This window comes from Streptococcus suis, from assembly GCF_046032115.1.
GTDB lineage: Bacteria > Bacillota > Bacilli > Lactobacillales > Streptococcaceae > Streptococcus > Streptococcus suis_AJ.
Map to the genome: position 1 here is coordinate 34,126 of NZ_JARQOZ010000013.1, position 22,690 is coordinate 56,815.

17 protein-coding genes and 1 pseudogene are annotated in these 22,690 nt (G+C 41.0%); 2 read left to right on the plus strand and 16 right to left on the minus strand.

Annotated features, from left to right (window positions below):
* Window positions 1-182: 182 nt before the first annotated feature.
* The 9 genes from P7J36_RS05655 to nth form a co-directional block, all read right to left on the minus strand.
* The gene (locus P7J36_RS05655; protein ID WP_408551685.1) at window positions 183-2,132 is read right to left on the minus strand and encodes a PTS fructose transporter subunit IIABC; all 1,950 of its coding nucleotides are present in this window, start codon (window positions 2,130-2,132) and stop codon (window positions 183-185) included.
* Window positions 2,129-3,040, minus strand: coding sequence for a 1-phosphofructokinase (pfkB, locus tag P7J36_RS05660; protein ID WP_408551684.1), 912 nt, complete (start codon window positions 3,038-3,040; stop codon window positions 2,129-2,131). The genes P7J36_RS05655 and pfkB overlap by 4 nt, the downstream gene beginning before the upstream one ends.
* The gene (locus tag P7J36_RS05665; RefSeq protein WP_408551683.1) at window positions 3,037-3,786 is read right to left on the minus strand and encodes a DeoR/GlpR family DNA-binding transcription regulator; all 750 of its coding nucleotides are present in this window, start codon (window positions 3,784-3,786) and stop codon (window positions 3,037-3,039) included. The genes pfkB and P7J36_RS05665 overlap by 4 nt, the downstream gene beginning before the upstream one ends.
* Before the next feature lie 123 nt (window positions 3,787-3,909).
* Complete coding sequence (locus P7J36_RS05670) at window positions 3,910-4,977, minus strand: pyridoxal phosphate-dependent aminotransferase (RefSeq protein ID WP_408551682.1); 1,068 nt, start codon at window positions 4,975-4,977, stop codon at window positions 3,910-3,912.
* Between the two features lie 30 nt (window positions 4,978-5,007).
* The gene (gene trmD / locus P7J36_RS05675) at window positions 5,008-5,733 is read right to left on the minus strand and encodes a tRNA (guanosine(37)-N1)-methyltransferase TrmD (protein ID WP_408551681.1); all 726 of its coding nucleotides are present in this window, start codon (window positions 5,731-5,733) and stop codon (window positions 5,008-5,010) included.
* A complete protein-coding gene (gene rimM, locus P7J36_RS05680; RefSeq protein WP_408551680.1) occupies window positions 5,723-6,241 on the minus strand; it encodes a ribosome maturation factor RimM in 519 nt (172 codons plus the stop codon). Before rimM ends, trmD begins: the two co-directional genes overlap by 11 nt.
* Window positions 6,242-6,338: 97 nt before the next feature.
* Entirely contained in the window at window positions 6,339-7,688 is a 1,350-nt protein-coding gene (locus P7J36_RS05685; RefSeq protein ID WP_408551679.1) for an MATE family efflux transporter, read from the minus strand.
* A gap of 69 nt (window positions 7,689-7,757) precedes the next feature.
* Window positions 7,758-8,741 (minus strand): GMP reductase, encoded by a 984-nt coding sequence (gene guaC / locus P7J36_RS05690; RefSeq protein ID WP_408551678.1) that lies wholly within the window; start codon window positions 8,739-8,741, stop codon window positions 7,758-7,760.
* Window positions 8,742-9,027: 286 nt separating this feature from the next.
* The gene (gene nth / locus P7J36_RS05695) at window positions 9,028-9,651 is read right to left on the minus strand and encodes an endonuclease III (protein ID WP_012775083.1); all 624 of its coding nucleotides are present in this window, start codon (window positions 9,649-9,651) and stop codon (window positions 9,028-9,030) included.
* A 97-nt stretch (window positions 9,652-9,748) separates the two neighbouring features.
* Between nth and P7J36_RS05700 the strand changes: the two genes are divergently transcribed.
* A complete protein-coding gene (locus P7J36_RS05700; protein WP_408551677.1) occupies window positions 9,749-10,600 on the plus strand; it encodes an NAD(P)H-hydrate dehydratase in 852 nt (283 codons plus the stop codon).
* A 54-nt stretch (window positions 10,601-10,654) separates the two neighbouring features.
* Here the strand turns inward: P7J36_RS05700 and P7J36_RS05705 are convergent, their stop codons facing one another.
* Window positions 10,655-15,412 carry a S8 family serine peptidase gene (locus tag P7J36_RS05705; RefSeq protein WP_408551676.1) on the minus strand — a complete coding sequence of 1,586 codons (4,758 nt, stop codon included), beginning with the start codon at window positions 15,410-15,412 and terminating at the stop codon, window positions 10,655-10,657.
* A 488-nt stretch (window positions 15,413-15,900) separates the two neighbouring features.
* Here P7J36_RS05705 and P7J36_RS05710 point away from each other — a divergent pair.
* Window positions 15,901-16,104: pseudogene (locus P7J36_RS05710) on the plus strand (IS110 family transposase); the annotation flags it as partial.
* Window positions 16,105-16,156: 52 nt separating this feature from the next.
* On the opposite strand, the gene P7J36_RS05715 reads toward P7J36_RS05710, so the two are convergent.
* The 6 genes from P7J36_RS05715 to murB form a co-directional block, all read right to left on the minus strand.
* A complete protein-coding gene (locus P7J36_RS05715; RefSeq protein ID WP_408551675.1) occupies window positions 16,157-17,695 on the minus strand; it encodes a ClC family H(+)/Cl(-) exchange transporter in 1,539 nt (512 codons plus the stop codon).
* A gap of 113 nt (window positions 17,696-17,808) precedes the next feature.
* Complete coding sequence (locus tag P7J36_RS05720; protein ID WP_408551674.1) at window positions 17,809-18,879, minus strand: ABC transporter substrate-binding protein; 1,071 nt, start codon at window positions 18,877-18,879, stop codon at window positions 17,809-17,811.
* Window positions 18,879-19,649 carry an ABC transporter permease gene (locus P7J36_RS05725; RefSeq protein WP_408551673.1) on the minus strand — a complete coding sequence of 257 codons (771 nt, stop codon included), beginning with the start codon at window positions 19,647-19,649 and terminating at the stop codon, window positions 18,879-18,881. The genes P7J36_RS05720 and P7J36_RS05725 overlap by 1 nt, the downstream gene beginning before the upstream one ends.
* Complete coding sequence (locus P7J36_RS05730; protein WP_408551672.1) at window positions 19,649-20,449, minus strand: ABC transporter permease; 801 nt, start codon at window positions 20,447-20,449, stop codon at window positions 19,649-19,651. Before P7J36_RS05730 ends, P7J36_RS05725 begins: the two co-directional genes overlap by 1 nt.
* Window positions 20,433-21,587, minus strand: a complete 1,155-nt coding sequence (locus P7J36_RS05735; RefSeq protein ID WP_014637974.1) for an ABC transporter ATP-binding protein — start codon at window positions 21,585-21,587, stop codon at window positions 20,433-20,435. The genes P7J36_RS05730 and P7J36_RS05735 overlap by 17 nt, the downstream gene beginning before the upstream one ends.
* Window positions 21,588-21,625: 38 nt before the next feature.
* A complete protein-coding gene (murB, locus tag P7J36_RS05740) occupies window positions 21,626-22,534 on the minus strand; it encodes a UDP-N-acetylmuramate dehydrogenase (RefSeq protein ID WP_024410097.1) in 909 nt (302 codons plus the stop codon).
* Window positions 22,535-22,690 lie beyond the last annotated feature (156 nt).

A 22,690-nucleotide genomic window follows, 5' to 3' on the forward strand; every position in this document is an offset into this window, starting at 1 on the left:
CTTCGTTTGTTTCTTCTTACTTAAAAGTATAGCATATTTTTCTAATAATATACTATTTTAAAGCAAACAAAATATGGCTCAATATACTATATTTGGTATTATTTACATAATTATTTATATCTTGATCTAATTATAGCATTTTCCTGATGAAAAAACCTTGTCAAATGACAAGGTTTACAATCTTATTTAGCTTTACGAAGTACGCCGTAAAGAACACCTGATACTACTGCACCAATTGCTACATAAGCAAGGTAAAGAAGTGGGTTAGAAGTCAAAGCGATAACGAAGATACCACCGTGAGGCGCCATCAATTGGATGCCTGACAAACCAACCAAGGCACCTGCAAGGGCAGAACCAGCGATAAAGCTTGGGATTGCACGAGCTGGGTCAGCAGCACCAAACGGAATCGCACCTTCAGTGATGAATGAAAGACCCATTACGATATTTGTCAAACCTGAGTTACGCTCTTCTTGTGTGAATTTATTTTTGTAAAGAAGGGTTGCAACAAAGACTGCCAATGGTGGAACCATACCACCAGCCATGACCGCTGCCATTGCAACAGAACCACCGTCTGCAACAGTCGCTGCAAGCGTACCTGTACCGAAGACATAAGCTGCCTTGTTGACTGGACCACCCATGTCGACTGCCATCATACCTCCGAGGACAAGGCCAAGGAGAATAGCAGAGCTACCTTCAAGACCAGCAAGGAAGTTGTTCATACCAGTGTTGATTGCTGCCATAGGGATGTTGACAAAGAACATCAAGAAACCAGTGATAGCTGTACCCAAAAGTGGCAAAAGCAAGATTGCATTCAAACCTTGGAGTGATTTTGGCATGTTACGCAAAGCGTTGCGAAGAACAAGTACTACACCACCAGCAAGGAAACCACCAACAAGGGCACCCAAGAAACCAGATGATACAGCTTCCGGAATTTCTGAAGTAGCAGCTTCGTATGGAATTTTACCGAACGCAAGACCGCTGCTAGCGATTGCACCAGCTACGAAACCTGCAACCAAACCTGGTTTTTCAGCGATTGAGTAAGCAATGTAACCTGCAAGGAGTGGCAACATGAAGCCAAAGGCTGCCTGACCAACCTTCATGAACATGGATGCAAGCTCGTTATACGATCCTAAGTTTCCAAGACTGTCTTGCGGCACGCCAATAAAGTTATCCACTAAGAAGGCAAGGGCAATCAAGATACCGCCACCGATAACGAACGGCAACATTTGAGAAACACCACTCATCAAGTGTTTATAGAATGCTTTACCAAGACTGAGTTTTTCTGAAGATTCCACAGTAGCTGCTCCTTCTGTCGCTGTGTATGCAGAGGCTTTTCCGTCCAAGATGATGTTAATCAATTCTTCTGCTTGTTTGATACCAGCTGCAACTGGACGAGATACCAATGGCTTGCCATTGAAACGTGGCATATCAACAGCCTTATCTGCTGCGATGATAACACCTGCTGCATTCTTGATGTCTTCAGCCGTTAGTTTGTTTCCAACACCTGAAGCACCGTTGGTTTCAACCTTGATGTCAACACCCATCTCAGCAGCTTGCTTCTTAAGTGCTTCTTCTGCCATGTAAGTGTGAGCAATACCTGTTGTACATGCTGTAACAGCAACGATAAATGGACGGTCACCGCTTGGAGTTGCAACCACTTCTTCTGTTGCCTTGTCTGCTGCTTCAGCTGTATCAAAGACCGCAATGACTTCTTCTGGGTTCGTTACGGCACGAAGTCTATCTGCAAAACCTGGCTTCATCAAGTATTTAGACAATTCAGCAAGAGCAGCCAAGTGGGTATCGTTAGCACCTTCTGGAGCTGCAATCATAAAGAACAAGTCTGTTGGTTGACCGTCAAGACTTGCATAGTCAACACCCTTGTTTGATTTAGCAAAGAGAACAGTTGCCTCTTTCACAGCAGCATTCTTAGCATGTGGCATTGCGATACCGTCACCAAGACCTGTTGTCGTTTGTGCTTCACGGTTCATAATACCTGTTTTGAATACGTCAAAATCCGTTACATAACCTTTATCAACCAAACTAGCAATCATTTCATCGATAACTGCTTCCTTGCATGTCGCTTGCAAATCAAGCAACATGACATCTTTTCTCAAAACATCTTGAATTTTCATAGTGTTTCTACCTCAACTTTTTCATAAGTTTCCTTAATAAATTCGATACTTGCCAAATCGTCTGAAAAGGCTGTTGCCGTACCGCAAGCAACTCCCCATTTGAGAGCTTCGATTGGGTCTTGTGAGCGAACATATTCGCCAGTAAATCCTGCCACCATGGAATCTCCAGCTCCGACAGAGTTTTTCACTGTTCCCTTGATTGGTTTAGCAAAGTAAGTAGCTGTTGGAGTGACCAACAAGGCTCCGTCACCTGCCATAGAAATGATAACATTCTGTGCTCCCATATCTAAGATTTTCTTAGCATAGGTCTCGATGTCCGCAATGCCATTCAACTCAACATTGAAGATTGCTTCAAGTTCATGGTTGTTTGGCTTGACCAAGAGTGGTTGGTGAGCAAGTGAATCCAGAAGTGTCTGACCTTCAAAGTCACAGACAACTTGCGCTCCTGCTTTTTTCGCCACTGGAATCAGTCTGTTATAAACTTCATTTCCAATACTTGCTGGTGCAGAACCTGCAAAAACAACTGTGTCTTCCTTGGTCAATCCTGCTAGAACCATTTCTAATTCAGCCAATTGTGTATCTGTCACAATCGGTCCCAATCCGTTGATTTCTGTCTCTTGGTCGGCCTTGATTTTCACGTTAATACGTGTATCTTGGTCAACTTGTACAAAATCGGTATCAATGCCTTCAGCAACCAATCCATCTTTGATGAACTGACCTGTGAATCCCCCAAGGAAACCCGTTGCTGTATTCGGATAGCCCAATCGCTTCAAAACACGGCTAACGTTAATTCCCTTACCGCCGGCATACTTATCGTCGCTCTCCATACGATTGACACTGCCCGTTTCGACATGTTCTAAACGAACGATATAGTCAATGGCTGGATTGAGCGTAACTGTATAAATCATACCTCGATTACCCTCGTTTTCTCTTTTATGATGTCCAACAAACTGCTTTCTGAAGATTGGCAGATAATGTTGGATTTTTCGATTGCCGCAACTTTAACAAAGGAGAATTGACCGATTTTTGACGCATCTGCTAAAACAAAGCTTTCTTTGGCATTGTCTATGATAGTGCGTTTGATGGTCGCTTCTTCAATATCTGGCGTTGTAAAATAGTTTTTATCAATACCATTCATCCCCAGAAATGCCTTATCAAAATTGAGCTGTCGAATTTGTTCCAATGCTACTGCTCCAACGGAAGCATCTGTTGATTGCTTAACAAAACCACCTATAATGATTGTTTTTATCTTGCGTTCAACCAGCCTCACTGCGTGGTGAATAGAATTGGTAACGACTGTCAGATTTTCCTGCTGAAGATAATCAATCAGTACACCGGTTGTTGTACCTGCATCTAAAAAAATTACGTCTCCGTTAACAATCTGTCGAGCTGCTCTTTCCGCAATCTCTCGTTTTTCTTGAACGTTTTTGACAGATTTTTCTAGAATAGACTCTTCCTGTTGCAAATTTCCTGGCGCTTCAGCACCGCCGTGTACACGACGAAGCTTACCTTCGTTTTCCAACTCGTCCAAATCCCTACGTACAGTAGACTCGGATGTATCAAGAACTTCGATTAATTCCTCTAGCCGAACAAACTGTTGGGAGTGTATTCGCTCCAATATAATCTGTTTTCGTTCTGATTTGAGTATGTTCAACACCTCCTGCAATCGTTTACAAAAATCATTATACACGATTTTCTGCCATTGTCAATCATTTTCTATCATTTTCTTTCAAAAAAACAAAAAACTAGCAGATTTCTTCAAAAAAAGAACAATCTCTTATGAAATTGTCCCATTTTCTATCAATGATGTGATCATCTCTTTAACCATAGCCATCTCTTCTGGTCTTCCGATAGATAAGCGAATATATCCTTCTAATTTACCTGTTGGATAGTATTTGAAATTCCAATCCTGTGCCAAGGCTTGCTGATAAATTTCTTCTGTCCACGGTGCTTTAAACGTTACAAAACTAGCCTGACTAGGTAGAACTTGACAGTTATCTAACCCTTGCAAGAATAAGATCATTTCTTCTCGCAAATTCTGAATTACTCCCACTGTTTCTAAAACTTTGTCTGTATAATTCAATGCAACGGCTGCCATTTTCGCAGTCAAGTTTGACAAGCTGAATGGCGGAATGACCTTGTCCAATTCATAAATTAACTCTTCGCTTCCTACCGCAAAGCCAACTCGTAAACCTGCTAGACCGAAGGCCTTTGATAAAGTCCGTAAAACTAAAACATTGTCAAATTGTTGCAGACGACTGATGAAGCTTTCAACATTTGCAAATTCAATATACGCCTCATCTACAACGAGTAGCCCTTTAAAAGAAATAGCCAATTTCTCCAAATCTTCTAGCGAATAAGCTACTGAAGAAGGATTGTTAGGATTGGAAAGCATGATTATCTTCGCCTTCAACTCCTCTGCACGCGCCAACAGGCTCTCCACAGGCAAAACCAAGGTTCCATCTTTTTCAACCAGGTCAACGGCTTCAAACTGGCTACCATGCATGTGATTATAGGTTTCATACATGAAAAAGTCTGGATTAACAGTCAAAAAAGTATCATCTTTTTCCATAAAGGTGGACACAATCATGTGAATAAGGTGATCAGAGCCCACACCTACCGTCACTTGTTTGGGATTCACTCCAAGATAGGCCGCATATTTCTCAATCAGTTCGGAGTAAGTGTTATCACCGTAATAACTCAACTGGCTTACTTCCAAGCTCTCCAAGGTTTTTTGTGGCAAGAATGACCAGTCGATTATGCGATTTTCATTGTTACCTAGGTCAAATTTGGCAATTCTTCCTAATTTGTATGGCTTATAATCATCAAATACTTTGCGTTTCATCATTTCTCCTTCTAGCAAGAAAAACACAGTCTAATCAACTGTGTCTTCTGCTTTGATTTTTTCAAAAATTGCTAATTCTTCAGCTGTAAAATTGTAGTTTTCTAACAAGTCTGGACGACGTTGGTAGGTTTTGCGTAGACTTTCTTCCAAACGCCATTTACGAATATTTTCATGGTGACCGCTCATGAGAACATCTGGTACAACCATACCCCGATATTCATAGGGACGCGTGTATTGCGGATACTCCAATAGTCCAGATGAAAAACTATCATCCGTATGGCTTGCTTCCTTGCCAATAACCTCTGGAATCAGGCGAACAGTAGCATCAATCATGGTCATAGCTGCCAACTCCCCCCCTGTCAGAACATAGTCCCCAAGAGAAATTTCATCTGTCACCAAGGTCTTAATCCGCTCATCATAGCCCTCGTAATGACCACAGATAAAAATCAACTGGTCTTCCTTAGCTAATTCTTCAGCATAGGCTTGGTTAAACGTTTTACCAGCAGGATCCAGCAAGATAACACGTGGCTTGGTTTGTTCAATGCTATCCATGGTATCAAAAATTGGCTGGGCACGGAGTAGCATTCCTTGGCCACCACCGTATGGCTCATCGTCCACATGGCGAGCCTTTTCAGCTTTCTCTCGGAAATTGTGGTAGTTGATTTCCAACAAGCCCTTGTCTCGTGCCTTGCCCACGATAGAGTGTTCAAGTGGCGCAAACATCTCTGGGAAGAGGGTCAAAATATCAATTCTCATCGTCTAAGCCCTCGAGCAATTCCACATCGACACGATTATTTTGAATATCAATGTTCAAGACAACAGGTGGAATATATGGCAAGAGCAGGTCTTTCTTACCTTTTCGTTTCACCACCCAGACATCATTGGCACCTGGTTGCAAGATTTCCTTGATTTGTCCGATCAACTGGTCATTTTCATAGACATCCAAGCCGATAATTTCATGGTAATAAAATTCACCATCTTCAAGGTCTGTCAAATTTTCCTCGGCAATTTTCAAACTAAAGCCCTTGTACTTTTCAATATCATTGATATGGTACATGCCCTTAAACTTGATAATATCAAAGTTCTTAGCCTTACGGTGACTAGCAATTTCCACTTCCATGACAAACTGATCCTTGTCATCAAAAAGTGCAAGCTTTGCCCCTTTTTTAAAACGTTCTTCAGCAAAATCGGTCACAGACAAAACACGCATTTCCCCTTGTAGACCTTGCGTGTTAACAATCTTTCCTACGTTAAAATAATTCATAATTTCTCCATTTGATTTTCTATCCTTTTATTTTAACATGAGCAAGATATTTTCACAAGAGAGAAAAAGCCGGATGCCTCCGACTTTCATAGTTAATTTATTTCACGGACAAATGAGAATGAGCTATTTTGATCAAGCGCAAATTAAGAGCTATTCCGCAGACAAAAATCCCTGAAATAAGACCAATCCAATAGGCTTCTGGACCCATTTGGAAAAATCTTTCAAGCAAGAATGCGACGGGGAAAGTCATGGACCAATAGGCAACTAAACCAAGTACAAAGGGAACAGTCGTATCCTTGTAACCACGTAATATCCCCTGAATAGGTGCTGTAAAGGCATCTGCTAACTGGAACATGAGGGCAAAGCTAAGAAAATGCGAGGTCAGACGGATAAATTCTGCGTCATTACCATAAAGGTAGGCAACTTTGGAGCGGAAAAAATATAGGAAAGTGAGTGTTAAGCCTGCAAAACCAAGTGCCACCAGGCGTCCTAGACGGCTGTAGGCTTTCACATCTTGTGGTCGTTTAGCCCCTACTTCATAAGCAATGACAATAGCTAGGGCTGAAGAAACTGAGGCAGGAAAGGCATATAATAATGTCGCAAAGTTCATAGCTGACTGGTGGGCTGCTATAATCTGGGCTGAAAATTTTGCCATGTAGAGCCCTACTACTGCAAAAATTGCTACTTCTGCAAAGACTTGTAAACCGATGGGAAGCCCGATTTTCAATCCTTCTTTCAGTAAAGTCCCATCAATCGGACTCCACCGCCAAATCTGATAAGAAGCAATGGTCTTATTTTTGCACATGACAATGACGATTACTAGCAGTACCGCCCAGTAAGCTAAAGCAGTACCCAATCCAGCTCCAGCTCCGCCTAGGGCCGGTAGGCCTATTTTCCCATAAATTAAGAGATAGTTAAATAGACTGTTAAATGGGACAAGGAGCAACATGAGGTACATGGAGAGTCGGGTTAAGCCGAGGGCGTCGAAAAAAGAGCGACAGACACTAAAGAGCAAGAGAGGCAGGATGCCAATGGAAATAAAATAGAGGTACTGCCTACCAACTTGAAAAACAGATTCATCGAGTCCAAACTGAGCCAAGGCGGGAATGGCAAGCAGGTAGACCAAGAGCCAGAGAAGGACTGTCAGCCCAAGGGCTAGATAGACAAACTGATGAAATTCCTGTCGGATTTTTATCTTCTCTCCTTGTCCTAGATATTGAGCAATGATTGGAACAAGTGCAGATACGATACCCGTCAAAAATGAGAACAAGGGATTCCAAAGACTGGTCGCCATGGAAACACCTGCCAAATCCATAGTGCTGTACTGGCCTGTCATCATGGTATCGATAAAGGATGCGGAGTAATTAGCGAACTGATAAATTAAAATAGGTAAAAAAATCTTAATAAAAAGCCAGAGCTTTTCTTTGTTATTTCTTGTTTGGTACATACTTATTCTCTTTCAATTTTATATAAATATTGTAACAAGAAAAGGACCTGCATTGCAAGTCCTCTTTGACTAGATTGAGTCACCATTCCAGATAGAGTTTTTCACAATAACATAGTCCACATGCTTCAAGCTGGTAATGTCACGTCCACCTGCATAAGAAATAGATGACTGCAAATCTTGCTCCATTTCAATCAGAGTATCTTTCAAATGTCCCTTGGCTGGCAAGAGAATTTTCTTTCCTTCGACGTTTTTGTAAGCACCTTTTTGGTATTCAGAGGCGGACCCGTAGTATTCCTTAAACTGTTTGCCATCCACTTCTACCGTCTTACCTGGGCTTTCGATATGACCGGCAAAGAGGGAGCCTATCATGACCATACTTGCACCAAAGCGGATGGATTTGGCAATATCTCCGTGGGTACGAATTCCACCATCCGCAATAATTGGCTTACGAGCAGCTTTTGAACACCAACGAAGGGTAGCCAGCTGCCAACCGCCAGTACCAAAACCAGTCTTGACCTTGGTGATGCAGACCTTACCAGGACCAATACCAACTTTTGTCGCATCTGCACCAGCATTTTCTAGTTCACGAACTGCTTCTGGAGTACCGACATTTCCAGCAATAACAAAAGTCTCAGGCAATTCTTTCTTGATATGTTGAATCATCTTGATAACACTTTCTGCATGGCCATGAGCAATATCGATGGTGATAAACTCAGGGGTATCAGCTTTCAAGCTAGTCACAAACTCATATTCATATTCTTTTACGCCAACAGAGATGGAAGCAATCAAACCTTGCTCGTGCATGCGTTTGATAAATGGAATACGACCAGCTTCATCGAAACGATGCATGATATAGAAATACCCTTCTTTGGCAAGCATTTCTGCCACATCTTCATCAATAATAGTCTGCATATTAGCTGGAACAACTGGTAATTTAAAGCTATATTTCCCAAGAGTCACTGTTGTATCTGCCTCGGAACGGCTATTGATGATACATTTATTTGGAATGAGCTGAATATCTTCGTAGTCAAAAACTGGAGTTTCGTTGAACATGCTTCTACCTCTTTTTCTTAACATTGGAACAGAAAAACGGTTTGTTTTTCGTATTTTTTCCTTATTACAAGATATAGTATAGCTTGTCGTTTGTGTTTTGTCAATAAAAAAGAAACCTATCTAGACAATATTCGGATATGTCACTTTTTCGACTTGTTTATAAAACATAACATTCGTATAATTCTTTTCTGAGTTACTATTCTTATAAAATTTAAAAAAATGTTCAGAATTTACTCAAACAATTTTACATAAAAACTAAAAAAATCTTCAAAAACAGAAGATTTTTTTAGTCAAATTCATATAATTGTGGGAATTTTTCACATTCAGGGTTCTTAGGATGGCAAACCTCACGACCAAAATAAATCATAGCTTGATGAGCAGGGAGCCAGAGTTCAGGAGGTAAGACTTCCATGACTCGTTTCTCTGTTTCCAGGGGTGTAGCCGATTTTTTGACAATATCGTGGTGTTTACAAATCCGTCCCACGTGGGTATCAACTGCAAAGGCTGGGATTCCGAAACCGACACTTAAGACAACATTGGCCGTTTTTCTTCCCACTCCTGCCAGAGCTTCTAATTCCTCACGAGTCTGCGGAACAATGCCATTATGCCGTTCCATCAACTGCTGGGCACAGTCTTTTAAAAACTTTGCCTTGTTTCGGTACAAACCCAAACGAGAAATATAAGGCTCAATATCCTTTACTTCTGCTGCTGCCATGGCTTGGGGCGTAGGGAAAGCTGCGAACAAACCAGGTGTTGCCTTATTCACCGCAGCGTCTGTAGTTTGAGCAGATAAGAGCACTGCACATACCAACTCAAAGTGATTTCGAAAGTCCAAACTAGGCTTAGCATCAGGATATAGAGCGATGATTTCTTCAATAACTTTTCTTGCACGTTTTTTTGATAATACCATGAATTCATTATAGCATGAAAACTTGGATTTATCTAAAATCTGGATTGTCATAAACCTCATTCCTCGTGATATAATAAGAAGAAAAGGGGGAATAAGTATGGACTTACAAGAACTCTGTAGAAAGGTTATTCAAGCACGACCACGCAATAGCCATAAGGGGAGCTATGGTCGAGTCTTGCTGATTGGTGGACTGTATCCTTATGGTGGAGCGATTATCATGGCCGCACTAGCAACCGTCAACAGTGGAGCAGGTTTGGTAACTGTTGCTACTGAAAAAGACAACATACCAGCCTTACATAGTCATCTGCCTGAAGCCATGGCATTTTCATTTGACGATCAAGCCTTGCTGATAAGTAGCTTAGAAAATGCTGACTTGGTATTGATTGGTCCAGGTTTAGGGGAAAATAGCAGAGCTGAACAGTTATTGGACTTTGTTTTTGAACATTTATCTGACCAGCAGATTTTAGTTCTTGACGGCTCAGCCCTTACCTTAGTCGCAAAGCAAAACAGGAAGAACTTCCCGTGTAAACAAGTCATCCTGACGCCCCACCAGAAAGAATGGGAACGGTTATCAGCCATTCCGGTTGCTGACCAAACAAGCCAAAGAAATCTTGAAGTCTTGCAATCTTTTCAAGAAAATACAATCCTTGTAGCTAAAAGTTCTGCTACTCAAATCCTAAAAACCCAGCCAAACCAAGTCACTCCAATAGGAGCTGGTGGTCCCTACCAAGCAACAGGAGGTATGGGAGATACTCTTGCAGGTATGATTGCAGGATTTGCTGTACAATTTCCCCATGTTCAACTATATGAAAGAATCCTTGTAGCAACCTACCTCCACTCCTATATTGCCGACCAACTGGCTCAAGATTATTATCTTGTAAAGCCAACTGATGTCTCAAGAAACATCCAAAAGATAATGCTTCAATTTCAAACACAAACAACCGCCTAATCAATGATTAAGCGGTTTTATTATTTAGTAAACTTGTGATAAAGCTAGTGTTGGTTATACTTCTTCCTTATGACGTCGTTTGCTTACTAACAAAGTCCCTAGCCCAATAATGACACCAAGAACAAGATAGTATCTCGTATCATTTTCTCCAGTATTTGGTAGTTGAGTCACCTGTTTTTCTTGATTAGGGCTAGATAGACTAGCTTGCAAAGTGACTGGACGAGGTAAAGTTGGTTGAGGGTTTGGCTTTTGACCTATCGGTACATACCCTGAATTCCCAGTATCTTTTACAGGAGGTGCCTGTACATCAACTTTTTCTGAGTCTATAGGTGGAGGCGTTACAGTGCCTTCATCTTTTTTGTCAGTGGCAGTATTTGCTGGCTCTTTGGCATCATTTGTTGAAGTAGCAACACCATCCAGTTCTGCCTGAGCGCTTGTCAGAAGGGCTAGAGCTTGATCGACACTTGCTTGGCTTGCAGATTCATCAGCTAGAATCGCTTTCGCTGCTTCAACTGCCTGGTCATAAGCTTGTTTCACGTTCTCAGATGCATTGAGATACTTAGCATCTGTCGCTTTTAATACGGAAGAAACGGATACTGCGCTACGAAGGGCTGAAATATCAGTCTTTTGACCATCTAAGTTGGCTTTCGCTGCTAACAAGTCAGCCAACGCTTGGTTGACAACTGCCTGTGTTACATTCTCTTGGTTCAATACAAGTTGTGCTGAACGAATAGCTGTATCATAGGCAATTTGTTTGGTATTTTCAGCATTGTAATAAATAAAGTTTGCCTGAGTCGGTGTGTAGTTTGATACTTCAGCAATTAGTTTTTCTTTATCGGTAGCCTGACCGTTTAGCTGTCCTCTCGCCGCCACAAGACTGGCAAGTGCTGAATCTACTTGTGCCTGATTGTGTTTGTTGGCATATACTGCATTGGCATCTTCTAATGCTTTAGCATAGGCAGTTTGAAGTTCTGGACTAGCATTGTAATAACGCGCTGTTTCTTCAAGTCCAGCAAGTTCAGCAATCTGTTCTTTCAAAGCAACTTTATTAATTAAGGTTAATTTCTTAACATTTGACTGGTTTGCAAGTACTGCTACGTCTAATTCTTCCAAAAATTCATAGCCTTCTGGGAGGGTTGGAAGGATAGTGTAGGTACCAACTGGTACAAATTTACCATAATCAGTCTTAGAATATTTAGCATTTGGTAGCTGAATAGTCTGGCCATCAGCGGTTACCAGTTGGATGGTTGAACCAGAAGGTAGTAATGCATCAATATCTACCAGCAAGTTTGCCTTATCTTTCAAAGTCACATAGAAATTCACCTCGGCAGTGCTATTTTCTTCCGAAATCGTCACGACTGCTTTTGTTTCACCTGCTAGGCTTGACCACTCTGTATCATATAGGAATAAATCAAAGGTGTAAGTACCAAATGGTAGCTTAAGAACGCTAGTATCGCCGGCATATCGTGGTAATTCTGCAACAATCTTGCCTGTTTCATCGGTGACTGAGTAAGAGAAAAGTATTGGTACAGGACTATTTGTATCTTTATCAAGAATATTGACAGTTACCAACCCTTTTTCATTGCCAATACTGATCAGATTCTCTACTTTTTCATAGCTGATGTTACCAGCATAATCCTCTACTGTGTAGTAGAATTTTGAAATATCTGCAAGATCAAGAGGCAATGTGAAGGAACCATCGTCATTTTGTGCCACAAATACCTTGTTATCAGAAACAGTTACATCACCATTTTCTAATAAGGAAGGAATAGTTGTCACACCGCTTGCATCTGCTACAAGATAGAATACTTGCTCGCGATATAGACCGGATTCTCCTTTTTCAATGGCTGGACGAGGGTTAAATGTAAAGTTTGTTTCATCATAGGTAGCTGTGGTGATAACTGGTGATTCTCTATCGATGATAACGTCGAAAATCATAGTTTGTACTGCTGCACCTGGAACTTCAGATAAGTAGGTCAAAACGTATTGATACTTACCATCTGCTAAAGCATTTCCGTCACTATCTGTTCCATTCCATTCAGTAGGATAAATAATGCTTGATTTTGGATTTTTAGGATCACCACTATAGAAGTTCTTATTGCCTGACTGTGGTTGACTTTCCCAAAGTGGATTTGTTCGCTCAGTATCATCTGCAGCATAGACGCTTGCGACTAAATCAGTATAATTTCTTAAGAAGACACCTTTGAAAGCGAGCGAATCTTGGTTGTCATCCCCATTTGGCGAGATAGCTAAATGAGGTTTACCAGACTCATCAAGCTCTAAAACAAAGTATCCTGCTTCATTTTTAAATGTACCAAGAGTCTTGATTGCAAAGTCAGATCGTTTGTCTGTAGAATAGATTAACTCCGTACTTCCTGTAACAAGACCTGTGTAGTGATGGCTGATGTCAACAGTATTTGGCTGTGCTGTAACAGGTTCAAAGTAGAAGCCCCCCTTACCATCGGCAATAAGATTGTAAATCGGCTCTTCCAGAACGGCTAGATTTTGGAATTCCCCTCGGAAACCAACGTATGGAATGCTGACAATATCACCGCCGTCGGCTACATCTGTAAATCGAACAAAACCTTCAAGATAGTAACCATTTTTCATCAATCCTGTCAATTCTTCTGCAAAGCTTGATGCATCGACATTAATTGTAACAGTTGTACTTGAATTGGCTTTCACAGTCACCTTACCGCCAGAAATCTCTGCTAATAGACGTGGAGCCAAGGTGAGCAATCCATTTTGGACAGTATCCGTTGTTAATTGCGTTGAGTAGTTTAAAGTCTTATCTTCGTTTGTAATGTTATGAAGTGTGACCGTAAAACTGAATGTATCCTCAACATTTCCCAAGGTAATGCTGCCATAACCGTCTTCGCCAGTCAAATATAAACCTGTAGAAATAGCTGCTGCAGTATCGATGATACCTGCACCTTGTTGGCGTGGGGAAGTGTAGGCTGTTGTTTCTTTGTTCACATGTGCTTTAGCAGTAGACATAAGCAAGTGTTTTACTAAGGCTTCGATTTCTTGAGGGGACTTAGTAGGGTAAGTTGCCTGTAAATACTGTTTTACTAGTACGGCTGCTCCTGCCACGTGTGGAGAAGCCATACTTGTTCCTTGCATGTTGGCATAGTCATTATCATTGATGGCTGCATAAATAGCACCACCTGGAGCAGCTAAGTCTGGTTTTAGCTCACCATCTGCTGATAGACCCCAACTTGAAAAATCTGAAAGAAGACCTGATTCTGGGTTAGGGCGAATATCCGTTTCGTTATTGAACGCAATCTTATATGAGTTAGCTGCCAAAGCCTCACCAAATTCCAATGGAATGAAGACAGATGGAATTGCAATAGCTGTATCATCAAGTTGCATGCTTACATTGGCTTCACCTGGACGACTATTGAAAATGACCACTCCTACTGCACCTGCAGCTGTTGCATTGGCTATTTTTTCTGAGAAGGTAATCGTTCCACGTTTGATGAGTGCAAGTTTTCCAGTCAAATCTAGACCATCAAAATCCGAAGCTTGACCGATTCCCGCATAGACATATTCATATTCTTTCCCGATTTCAAATGGTACAGGACTTTTCTCTGGATTATCAAACGAACTCTTACCGTAATTCAAGTCAGCATTGTTTTCTAAGCCAATGATAGTAATTACTTTACTACCAACCGTTGTGTTATTGTAAGAAGCGACAGAAATTGCATCGCGAGCTGTTGAAGGAGCACCGACCAAGCCATAATCTGGATAATCGGCTGACGGATTAGAATGACCTGAACCAAATGTTCCATCATTACCAGCTGCAATAACAACAGAAACCCCTGCACGACGAGCAGCCTCGATTGCTGCAGTCACATTTTCATTCATGTTAACAACAGAGCCGTTAGCTCCTCCCAGACTGAGGTTGATGCTATCTGCACCTAATTTTACAGCATCTTCAATCGCCTTTACGTACAATGCTGCGCCTGTTGTAGCTTTGAGGTCTGAGAATACACGCATAAACATGACTTGCGCTTCAGGAGCTACACCATACATTAATTGTCCAGCGACTGGTTGTGTCGGATTTCCTGTGGCAATACTTGTTACGTGCATACCGTGTGAACGTTTGTCTTCTTCTTTCAAGACAGTATTCACATCAACATAGTTATAACCAAATACAACCTTATCGTTAAACCATTCACCGTAGGTAATTCCTGCAGCTTCTTTAGCTGCTTCTATCTCTTTTTCTGATTTATATTTTGCAGTTGAGAGGTCTGAAATATGCAATACATCGTGGTCAACATCAAGACCGGAATCTATGATTGCAACTACTGTTCCTTCGCCCTTGTAACCACTATCCCAAACTTTAGGTACTGTAATGATCGTATTACTATCAATGTTTTGTGGTTTCGCTTCTTCCTGATTCGTAATAGCAGTAGTCTCATCTGCTACGGAAAGCTTCTCCTCTTCTTCTACTTTTTTCTCTGAAATAGCTGGAGTTTCTACAGCTGGTTGAGTTGTCTCTACTTCTGTATTTGTGATGTTTTCAAGAGCTTCTGAGCCAGGTGTTTCCTCTTTATTATCTGTAGTGGTTACATCCGTTGGGGTAGCCTCCACAGAAGTGTCAACTAACTCCTCGACTACGGGACTTTCTGAGGCTGATTCGCTGACGATTGCGTCAGGAACAGTTGCTTCCACCTTAGTCTCTACAAGGCTTGTCAATTCATCTGCAGCTACCGATGGTGCACCTGCAAACAAAAAAACTGCACCCAAAAGAACAGACACAGTTCCAATTTTATACTTCCGAAGTGAGAAAGTTTCTTTCTTTTTCATAACTTTTCCTCCTAGTTTTTCTCCTTCATTATTGGCAAAACCAATAAATATATTAAAACATAAAACTATCGGCATTGCAAGTATATTCTGAAAATTCAGTTATTTTTTCAAACTATAAGTAGCTATCAATAATATCTATAACCATAGATACAGATAATGCACACTAAAAAGGGAGTGAGCAAGACATTCATGATGGCTCCATCCTTACTCACAGAATAATGAAAATGAGCATAAAGCCCTCACTAAGATTATTTACCTAGTGAGGGCCTTGCGGTTGGTGCATTATTGATGTTAATTATGATGACAAAACTGCTCCACCCTACTGATAAGAACCACAATATGCACTCAAGAATATGACTAAAATTCAGTAGATAGGCTCTCTAATTTTAAGGAAGGAATTGTCATAGATAATCATGTGTAAATCAAGTCGATATTGTCGTTTGTATTCCCCTTAACTTGTCCAAAGTGTTACTTAGCTACATTGGTGACCTGTCTGGCATGCTCTATGTGATGACTTCGAGTTGATACTGGCTCAACCAGCCCATATGAAGGCTATCCCAGGTCAGAAAACCGACAAGAAGGATGCTCACTGGATTGCTAAATTAACACGGATTGGTCTGCTGCCTCGGAGTTTCGTTCCCGATGAAATTATTCCTGAATTGAGAAAGTTGACCGGACAACGAAAACAGTATAATATTGGGACTTTTCTACCTCATCTCTTTGTTAAGACAATCTAAAAAAATGCTAATCTCCCCCAAATATCCTACGAACGGCATGAATTTGAGAGATTGGAACTGCAACGAGCAAGGAATCACCCATAGAAAGTTGGCTATTTCCTTTCACAATCCTTGACTTACCATGATGAATTTGACTAGTGATTAAGCATGAATCCGGCAAACGTAACTCGCTAACAAATCTTCTGTCCAATGTTTCGTTGACAACAACCTCTATTAAGGTCATATGTTCTTGCTGTTCTACTTCTTCTGGCAGAATTTTTTCCAACATTGCTTCATAGACTGGCGCGCCACCTAAAAGATCCATCATCACATAGGAACTCAAAGCTACCAACCCGATGACCATCAATTGATTCAAACTTCCTACCATTTCAGTGACTAAAATAATAGCAGTTAGAGGTGCTTTGGAAATCGCTGCGAAAAAGCCTGCCATACCCAATACGATAAACAATAGCATCTGCTCCTGACTGATGAAACCAATATCAAGGAAGAATCGTGCGACAAAAAGCCCAAGGAGACTTCCTAAGGTCAATATGGGCAAAAAGATGCCCCCTGGTAGACCAGAACCATAGGAAATCATGCTCCAGACAAATCGTATTAAAATCAGGATTGCCAATGTCAGTAGTCCTTGTTCCAAATATGGAAGCTCTAAAATCAAATGATGCCCGCCACCCAACAGATTAGGGAAAAAATAACCAATCGGTATAATGAACAAAAAGGCAAATACACTGTAGTATGGAACTGGGAGAGGAATGATTTTTGAGAGGAGGGTATAGAAACCTTGTATATTGAGGATAACAACTTCATACACATATCCAGCAAGTCCAAGGAAAACTCCAAGTAAGATATAGATCCAATATTGGTCAAGAGATAATAGCTGCAAATCCTCTGGCATGTGCAAAACAGGTGTCAATCCAAAAACATGTAAGGAAATAAAGTTCGCAGTGATACTAGCTGCTAAGGCTGAGACCCAAACCAGACGCGAAAACTGATGATAGACTTCCTCTACAACAAATAAAAGACCTGCTATTGGTGCATTGAAAGCTGCTGCCAAACCTGCCGCAGCGCCACTAGCAATCAAACTCCTTCTTTCCATTTCACTGGATTTAAGAAGAACTGATATACCTTTAGCCGTTACAGCTCCTAATTGAATACTGGGACCTTCACGACCCAGCATTAGACCTGATGCAATGGATAAAACACCGCCGATAAATTTTCTCCAAAGGACTGACCACCAGTTTAAATCCATAATTCCTTTTAGTTCTGCCTCCACCTGTGGTATACCAGAACCTTTTGCATTTGGCTCGTCTTTGATCAACTTGCCAACAAGTAAAGCTATGACCAGATAAAACCCTCCAATAAGAAGTAAATAGATTGCATTATCTGTTGCCAGAGAATAGAGGTGTGTAAAGACAGAAAATAGTTTTTCAATGGCTAAGCGAAATGCAACGACCACTAACCCAGCGACAATGCCAACTAAACTACCACGCAGAACCGAATAGAGGATTGATTGAGAAATAAAACTAACTTCTTTCCGGTGATTTTCCATTGGTATTTCCCTTCCTTTCTATAGTATGTATAACCAAAAAATAGGAGCAATAAGTACTTAGTAAAGAACCTCACTCCCATTCTTTTATTTATATTGCTACCTGTCCAATCAGACTATTTCCGATACATCTTGAATTGGAGATAGAGGTCATTATACATTCCAAGTATCTCTGGTCCAAGATTATCATAAACTTCCATCTTCTTCATCGTTTCCTCTGAAGGATAGAAAGATTCGTCGTTCTGAGTTTCTTCATCCAACATGGCCTTGGCTGCAGGAATTGGTGTTGAGTAGCCAACATATTCTGCATTTCGGAGTGCATTTTCAGGACGAAGCATAAAACTCATGAAGGCATAGGCACCATCAAGGTTCTTAGCTGTTTTGGGAATAACCATATTATCAAACCAAAGGTTTGAACCTTTTGATGGTACGACGTAACGTAGATTTTCATTGCCATCCAACATTTCACTGGCTTCTCCAGAGAAGGATACTGCGATAGCTGCCGCATCTTGTATCATGTAGCCCTTGATTTCGTCAGCTACGATAGCCTTAACATTTGGTGTCAAATTGTAAAGATGTTCAGCAGCTTCTTCAATCTCTGCAGGATTTTTAGAGTTCAAGCTGTAACCCAAAGATTGCAAGCCAAATCCCATGACCTCACGAACACCATCGATCAACATGATATTATCACGGTACTCCTCTGACCACAAATCTTCCCATTCATGAGGTGGGTTTTCAACCATGGTTTCATTGTAAACAATGCCCAAGGTCCCCCAGAAATATGGAATAGAATAATCATTATTCTTATCAAAGCTCAAGCCCATAAATTGCGGATCAATATTATCTAAACCTTCAATTTTGGATTTATCAAGTTTCACGAGCATATTTTCTTCTGTCATTTTGGAAATCATATACTCAGAAGGAACGGCTAGGTCGTAGGTAGTTCCACCCTGCTTGATTTTGGTGTACATGGATTCGTTGGAATCGAAGGTCTGGTAATCCACCTGAATACCTGTTTCAGCCGTAAATTCTTCCAGCAATTCTGGGTCAATATAATCTCCCCAGTTATAGATGACAAGTTTATCAGTTGTCCCTTGGGTTGAATCAGCTTCTAATTTTGAACTAATTCCCCATAAAACAAGAATAATAGCTACAATACCTACAAAAAATGAATACAATCGTTTCATTAGTTGGCCTCCTTTTCACGTGAGATGAAATAATAACCCACTACCAATAAGATAGAGAAAAGGAAAACAAGGGTTGATAGAGCATTGATTTCCAAAGAAATCCCTTGACGAGCCCGTGAGTAAATCTCTACAGATAGGTTTGAGTAACCGTTTCCCGTAACAAAGAATGTCACGGCAAAGTCATCCAAGGAATAGGTAAAGGCCATGAAGTAGCCTGCAATGATGGCTGGTGTTAGGTATGGCAACATGATTTCTTTCAGCATTTGTGGCTGAGTTGCACCCAAGTCATAAGCTGCTGAAATCATATCGGCATTCATTTCCTTCAAGCGTGGCAAAACCATCAATACTACGATTGGAATGGAAAAGGCAATGTGACTGAGCAATACTGAGACAAAGCCTAGCTGGAAACCAATCATGGTAAAGAGTATCAAGAAACTTGCCCCAATCATAACGTCTGGTGCCACCATCAAGATATTATTGACAGATAGCAAGGCATTTTGAAAACGAGGTTTTGCTTGATAGATATAGATGGCGCCGAAAGTTCCGATAACGGTCGCAATCAAAGAACTCAAAAAAGCTAATAGGAAGGTTTGAGCTAAGATGAGCATGAGACGGCTATCACTGAGCATGGAAGAAAAATGCTCCAAGGTAAAGCCTGTAAAGCCATTCATATCTCCGCCTTCATTAAAGGCATAAAAAATGAGATAAAAAATGGGCAAGTAAAGTAGGAGGAAGGCAACTGTTAAGTAGATATTTGCAAATTTCTTCATTATTTCTTCCTCTCTTTCGTCATCCACATAATCAAGAGCATGGCCAAAATCAAGACCAAACCAATTGTTGAACCCATTCCCCAGTTTTGTGTTGTGAGGAAATGTTGTTCGATAGCTGTTCCCAGTGTAATAACTCGGTTACCACCAATCAAACGGGTCAACATGAAGAGGCTCAAACTTGGAATGAAAACCGCCTGAACACCAGAACGGACCCCATTCATGGAAAGAGGAAAAATAACTTTTGTAAAGGTCTGCCAAGAAGTTGCCCCCAAATCACGACTAGCATTGATGAGATTTTTATCCAAATCATCTAGGGCATTAAAAATTGGCAAGATCATAAACGGAATCTCAATATAGGCTGCAACAGCAATGAAAGAGAAATCCGTGAAGAGAATTTGCTGAGCTCCTAGACCAATAAATTCTAGGAACTGATTGATAGAGCCGTGTTGTCCAAAAATACCGATAAAGGCATAGGCTTTCAGCAAAAGATTGACCCAGGTTGGTAAGATAATCAACATGAGCCAAAGCTGTTTATGCTTGAGCTTGGTCAAGAAATAGGCTGTTGGGTAGGAAACCAAAAGTGTGACCAGAGTAATAATACCTGCGTAAAAAATAGAGTTAAAACTCATTCGCAGATAGGTCATATTTGGCGAGTTAAAATAGGTCTGGTAGTTGGCCAAAGTGAAATTACCATGAATATCAAAGAAAGATTTGAAGATAATCAGGGCAACAGGTGCGAGTACAAAGAGAAAGACCCATAGGGCATAGGGAATTGCAAAAAGCCTAGAGGTTTTCTTCATTGCGTTCCTCCTCAATGGCGTTAATCAAACCATCTTCTACTTCTTCCACTTCAACATATTCTTCGATACGAGCATCGAATTCTTCCTCTGTTTCATTGAGACGCATGATATGAATATCTTCTGGCTCAAAGCTGAGTCCAATCACTTCTCCGACAATGGCCTTACGAGTTGAGTGAATCATCCACTCATTACCAAGGTCGTCATAGGCGATGATTTCGTAGTGAACACCACGGAAGAGCTGAGTATCCACTTTTACCTGCAATTTGCCTTCTTCAGGTAAGGTAATCTGCAAATCTTCTGGACGGATAACAACTTCAACTTCTTCGTTTGGTCGCATACCGCCATCGACAGCTTCAAAGCGTTTGCCGTTAAACTCAACCAAGTAGTCTTCTATCATGCGGCCTGGAAGGATATTGGATTCACCGATGAAGGTAGCAACAAAATGGTTGATTGGCTCGTCGTAAATGTCCACTGGCGTCCCAGACTGGACAATCTCACCTTCATTCATGACAAAAATCCAGTCACTCATGGCCAGAGCTTCTTCTTGGTCATGGGTAACGAAGACGAAGGTAATTCCTAGACGTTGTTGCAATTCACGCAGTTCGTACTGCATTTCTGTTCTTAGTTTCAAGTCCAGGGCAGAAAGTGGTTCATCTAGCAAGACGACGCGAGGCTGGTTGATAATCGCACGTGCAATAGCAACCCGCTGGCGTTGACCACCAGACAATTTCTGAATGGAACGATTTTCATAACCAGAAAGTCGGACCATTTGTAAGGCTTCTGTCACACGGCGTTCGATTTCAGCCTTATCAACCTTTCGTAATTTAAGAGGAAAAGCCACATTTTCAAAGACAGTCATATGTGGGAAAAGGGCATAGGACTGGAAAACAGTATGGACATCCCGTTTATTGGTCGGAACATCGTTTATCCGTTGACCGTCCAGATAAATATCACCTGAACTCGCATCCAATAGACCAGCAATAATGTTCAAAATCGTTGATTTACCTGAACCAGAAGCTCCTAAAAGGGTATAAAATTTCCCCTCTTCCAATTCAAAACTAATATCCTTTAATACAGTTGTTCCACTGTCTTCAAATACTTTTGAAACGTTCTTAAATTCAATAATTGGCTTTTTCAATTCTCATAAATTCCTTCTTTTTTGTAAGAGCCTGATGGCTAGAGTGTATCAGCAGGGTCGCCGATAATACGCACCTCTCTCTCCAGGGTAATTCCTGAAGATTTTTCAACGACTTCAATCACATGGGCAATCAAATTTTCATAGTCCAATGCCGTTCCATCAGCAACATTGACCATAAAGCCAGCGTGTTTTTCAGAAACTTCGACTCCACCGATTCGATAACCTTTTAAACCCGCATCCATAATCAACTGTCCTGCGAAGTGACCAAGTGGACGTTTGAAGACTGAACCACAAGATGGATATTCCAAAGGTTGCTTGAGCTCGCGTAAATGTGTCAAACGAGCCATTTCTTGTTGAATAACCGTATGATTTCCTGGCTTGAGGGCAAATTTTGCAGACAAAACAATCGCACCGTTTTCCTGCAAAATAGAAGAACGGTAGCCAAATCGTAACTCACGATTGTCCAATGTTTCGACATAACCTGCTGGAGTCAAAATCTGCGCTGAAACTAGAATGTGTGCTACTTCACCTCCGTAAGCACCTGCATTCATATAGACAGCACCACCAATGCTTCCCGGAATACCACAAGCAAATTCAAAACCTGATAAAGAATGGAAAAGTGCGACTTTTGTCGTTTCAATCAGATTGGCACCTGCTTCTGCTTCAATGGTGTATCCTGATACAGTAACGGAGTTAAGTTTATCCATACGGATAACAAAACCACGAATACCGCCATCGCGGACAATGATATTACTTGAATTTCCTAACACTTGCCATGGAATACCTTCGCGTTTAGCAAATTCTACTATACGAACAATCTCGTAACGATTCCGCGGAAAAGCTAGATAATCAACAGCTCCTCCTACTTTTGTATAGGTATATTCTTTTAAAGGCTCATCGAATCGAATATCGATGCCTTCTAATTCAAGTCTAATTTTATCTTTCATAACCTTCTCATTTCAATTTAAGATATACAGGATTTATTATACCAAAAATTACAGGAGAAAACGAATAAAATTCAACAAAGAATCATTCCCGTAGTTCGTATTTTATCCAATTTGTTACCGTCCAAAAGAGGATAGTGACGACTTTCCTTATCTCAC

Coding starts and splice junctions, on each gene's coding strand:
- P7J36_RS05655 (WP_408551685.1), bottom strand. CDS start 2,132: ATGAAAATTCAAGATGTTTTGAGAAAAGATGTCATGTTGCTTGATTTG.
- pfkB (WP_408551684.1), bottom strand. CDS start 3,040: ATGATTTATACAGTTACGCTCAATCCAGCCATTGACTATATCGTTCGT.
- P7J36_RS05670 (WP_408551682.1), bottom strand. CDS start 4,977: ATGAAACGCAAAGTATTTGATGATTATAAGCCATACAAATTAGGAAGA.
- trmD (WP_408551681.1), bottom strand. CDS start 5,733: ATGAGAATTGATATTTTGACCCTCTTCCCAGAGATGTTTGCGCCACTT.
- rimM (WP_408551680.1), bottom strand. CDS start 6,241: ATGAATTATTTTAACGTAGGAAAGATTGTTAACACGCAAGGTCTACAA.
- P7J36_RS05685 (WP_408551679.1), bottom strand. CDS start 7,688: ATGTACCAAACAAGAAATAACAAAGAAAAGCTCTGGCTTTTTATTAAG.
- guaC (WP_408551678.1), bottom strand. CDS start 8,741: ATGTTCAACGAAACTCCAGTTTTTGACTACGAAGATATTCAGCTCATT.
- nth (WP_012775083.1), bottom strand. CDS start 9,651: ATGGTATTATCAAAAAAACGTGCAAGAAAAGTTATTGAAGAAATCATC.
- P7J36_RS05700 (WP_408551677.1), top strand. CDS start 9,749: ATGGACTTACAAGAACTCTGTAGAAAGGTTATTCAAGCACGACCACGC.
- P7J36_RS05705 (WP_408551676.1), bottom strand. CDS start 15,412: ATGAAAAAGAAAGAAACTTTCTCACTTCGGAAGTATAAAATTGGAACT.
- P7J36_RS05715 (WP_408551675.1), bottom strand. CDS start 17,695: ATGGAAAATCACCGGAAAGAAGTTAGTTTTATTTCTCAATCAATCCTC.
- P7J36_RS05720 (WP_408551674.1), bottom strand. CDS start 18,879: ATGAAACGATTGTATTCATTTTTTGTAGGTATTGTAGCTATTATTCTT.
- P7J36_RS05725 (WP_408551673.1), bottom strand. CDS start 19,649: ATGAAGAAATTTGCAAATATCTACTTAACAGTTGCCTTCCTCCTACTT.
- P7J36_RS05730 (WP_408551672.1), bottom strand. CDS start 20,449: ATGAAGAAAACCTCTAGGCTTTTTGCAATTCCCTATGCCCTATGGGTC.
- murB (WP_024410097.1), bottom strand. CDS start 22,534: ATGAAAGATAAAATTAGACTTGAATTAGAAGGCATCGATATTCGATTC.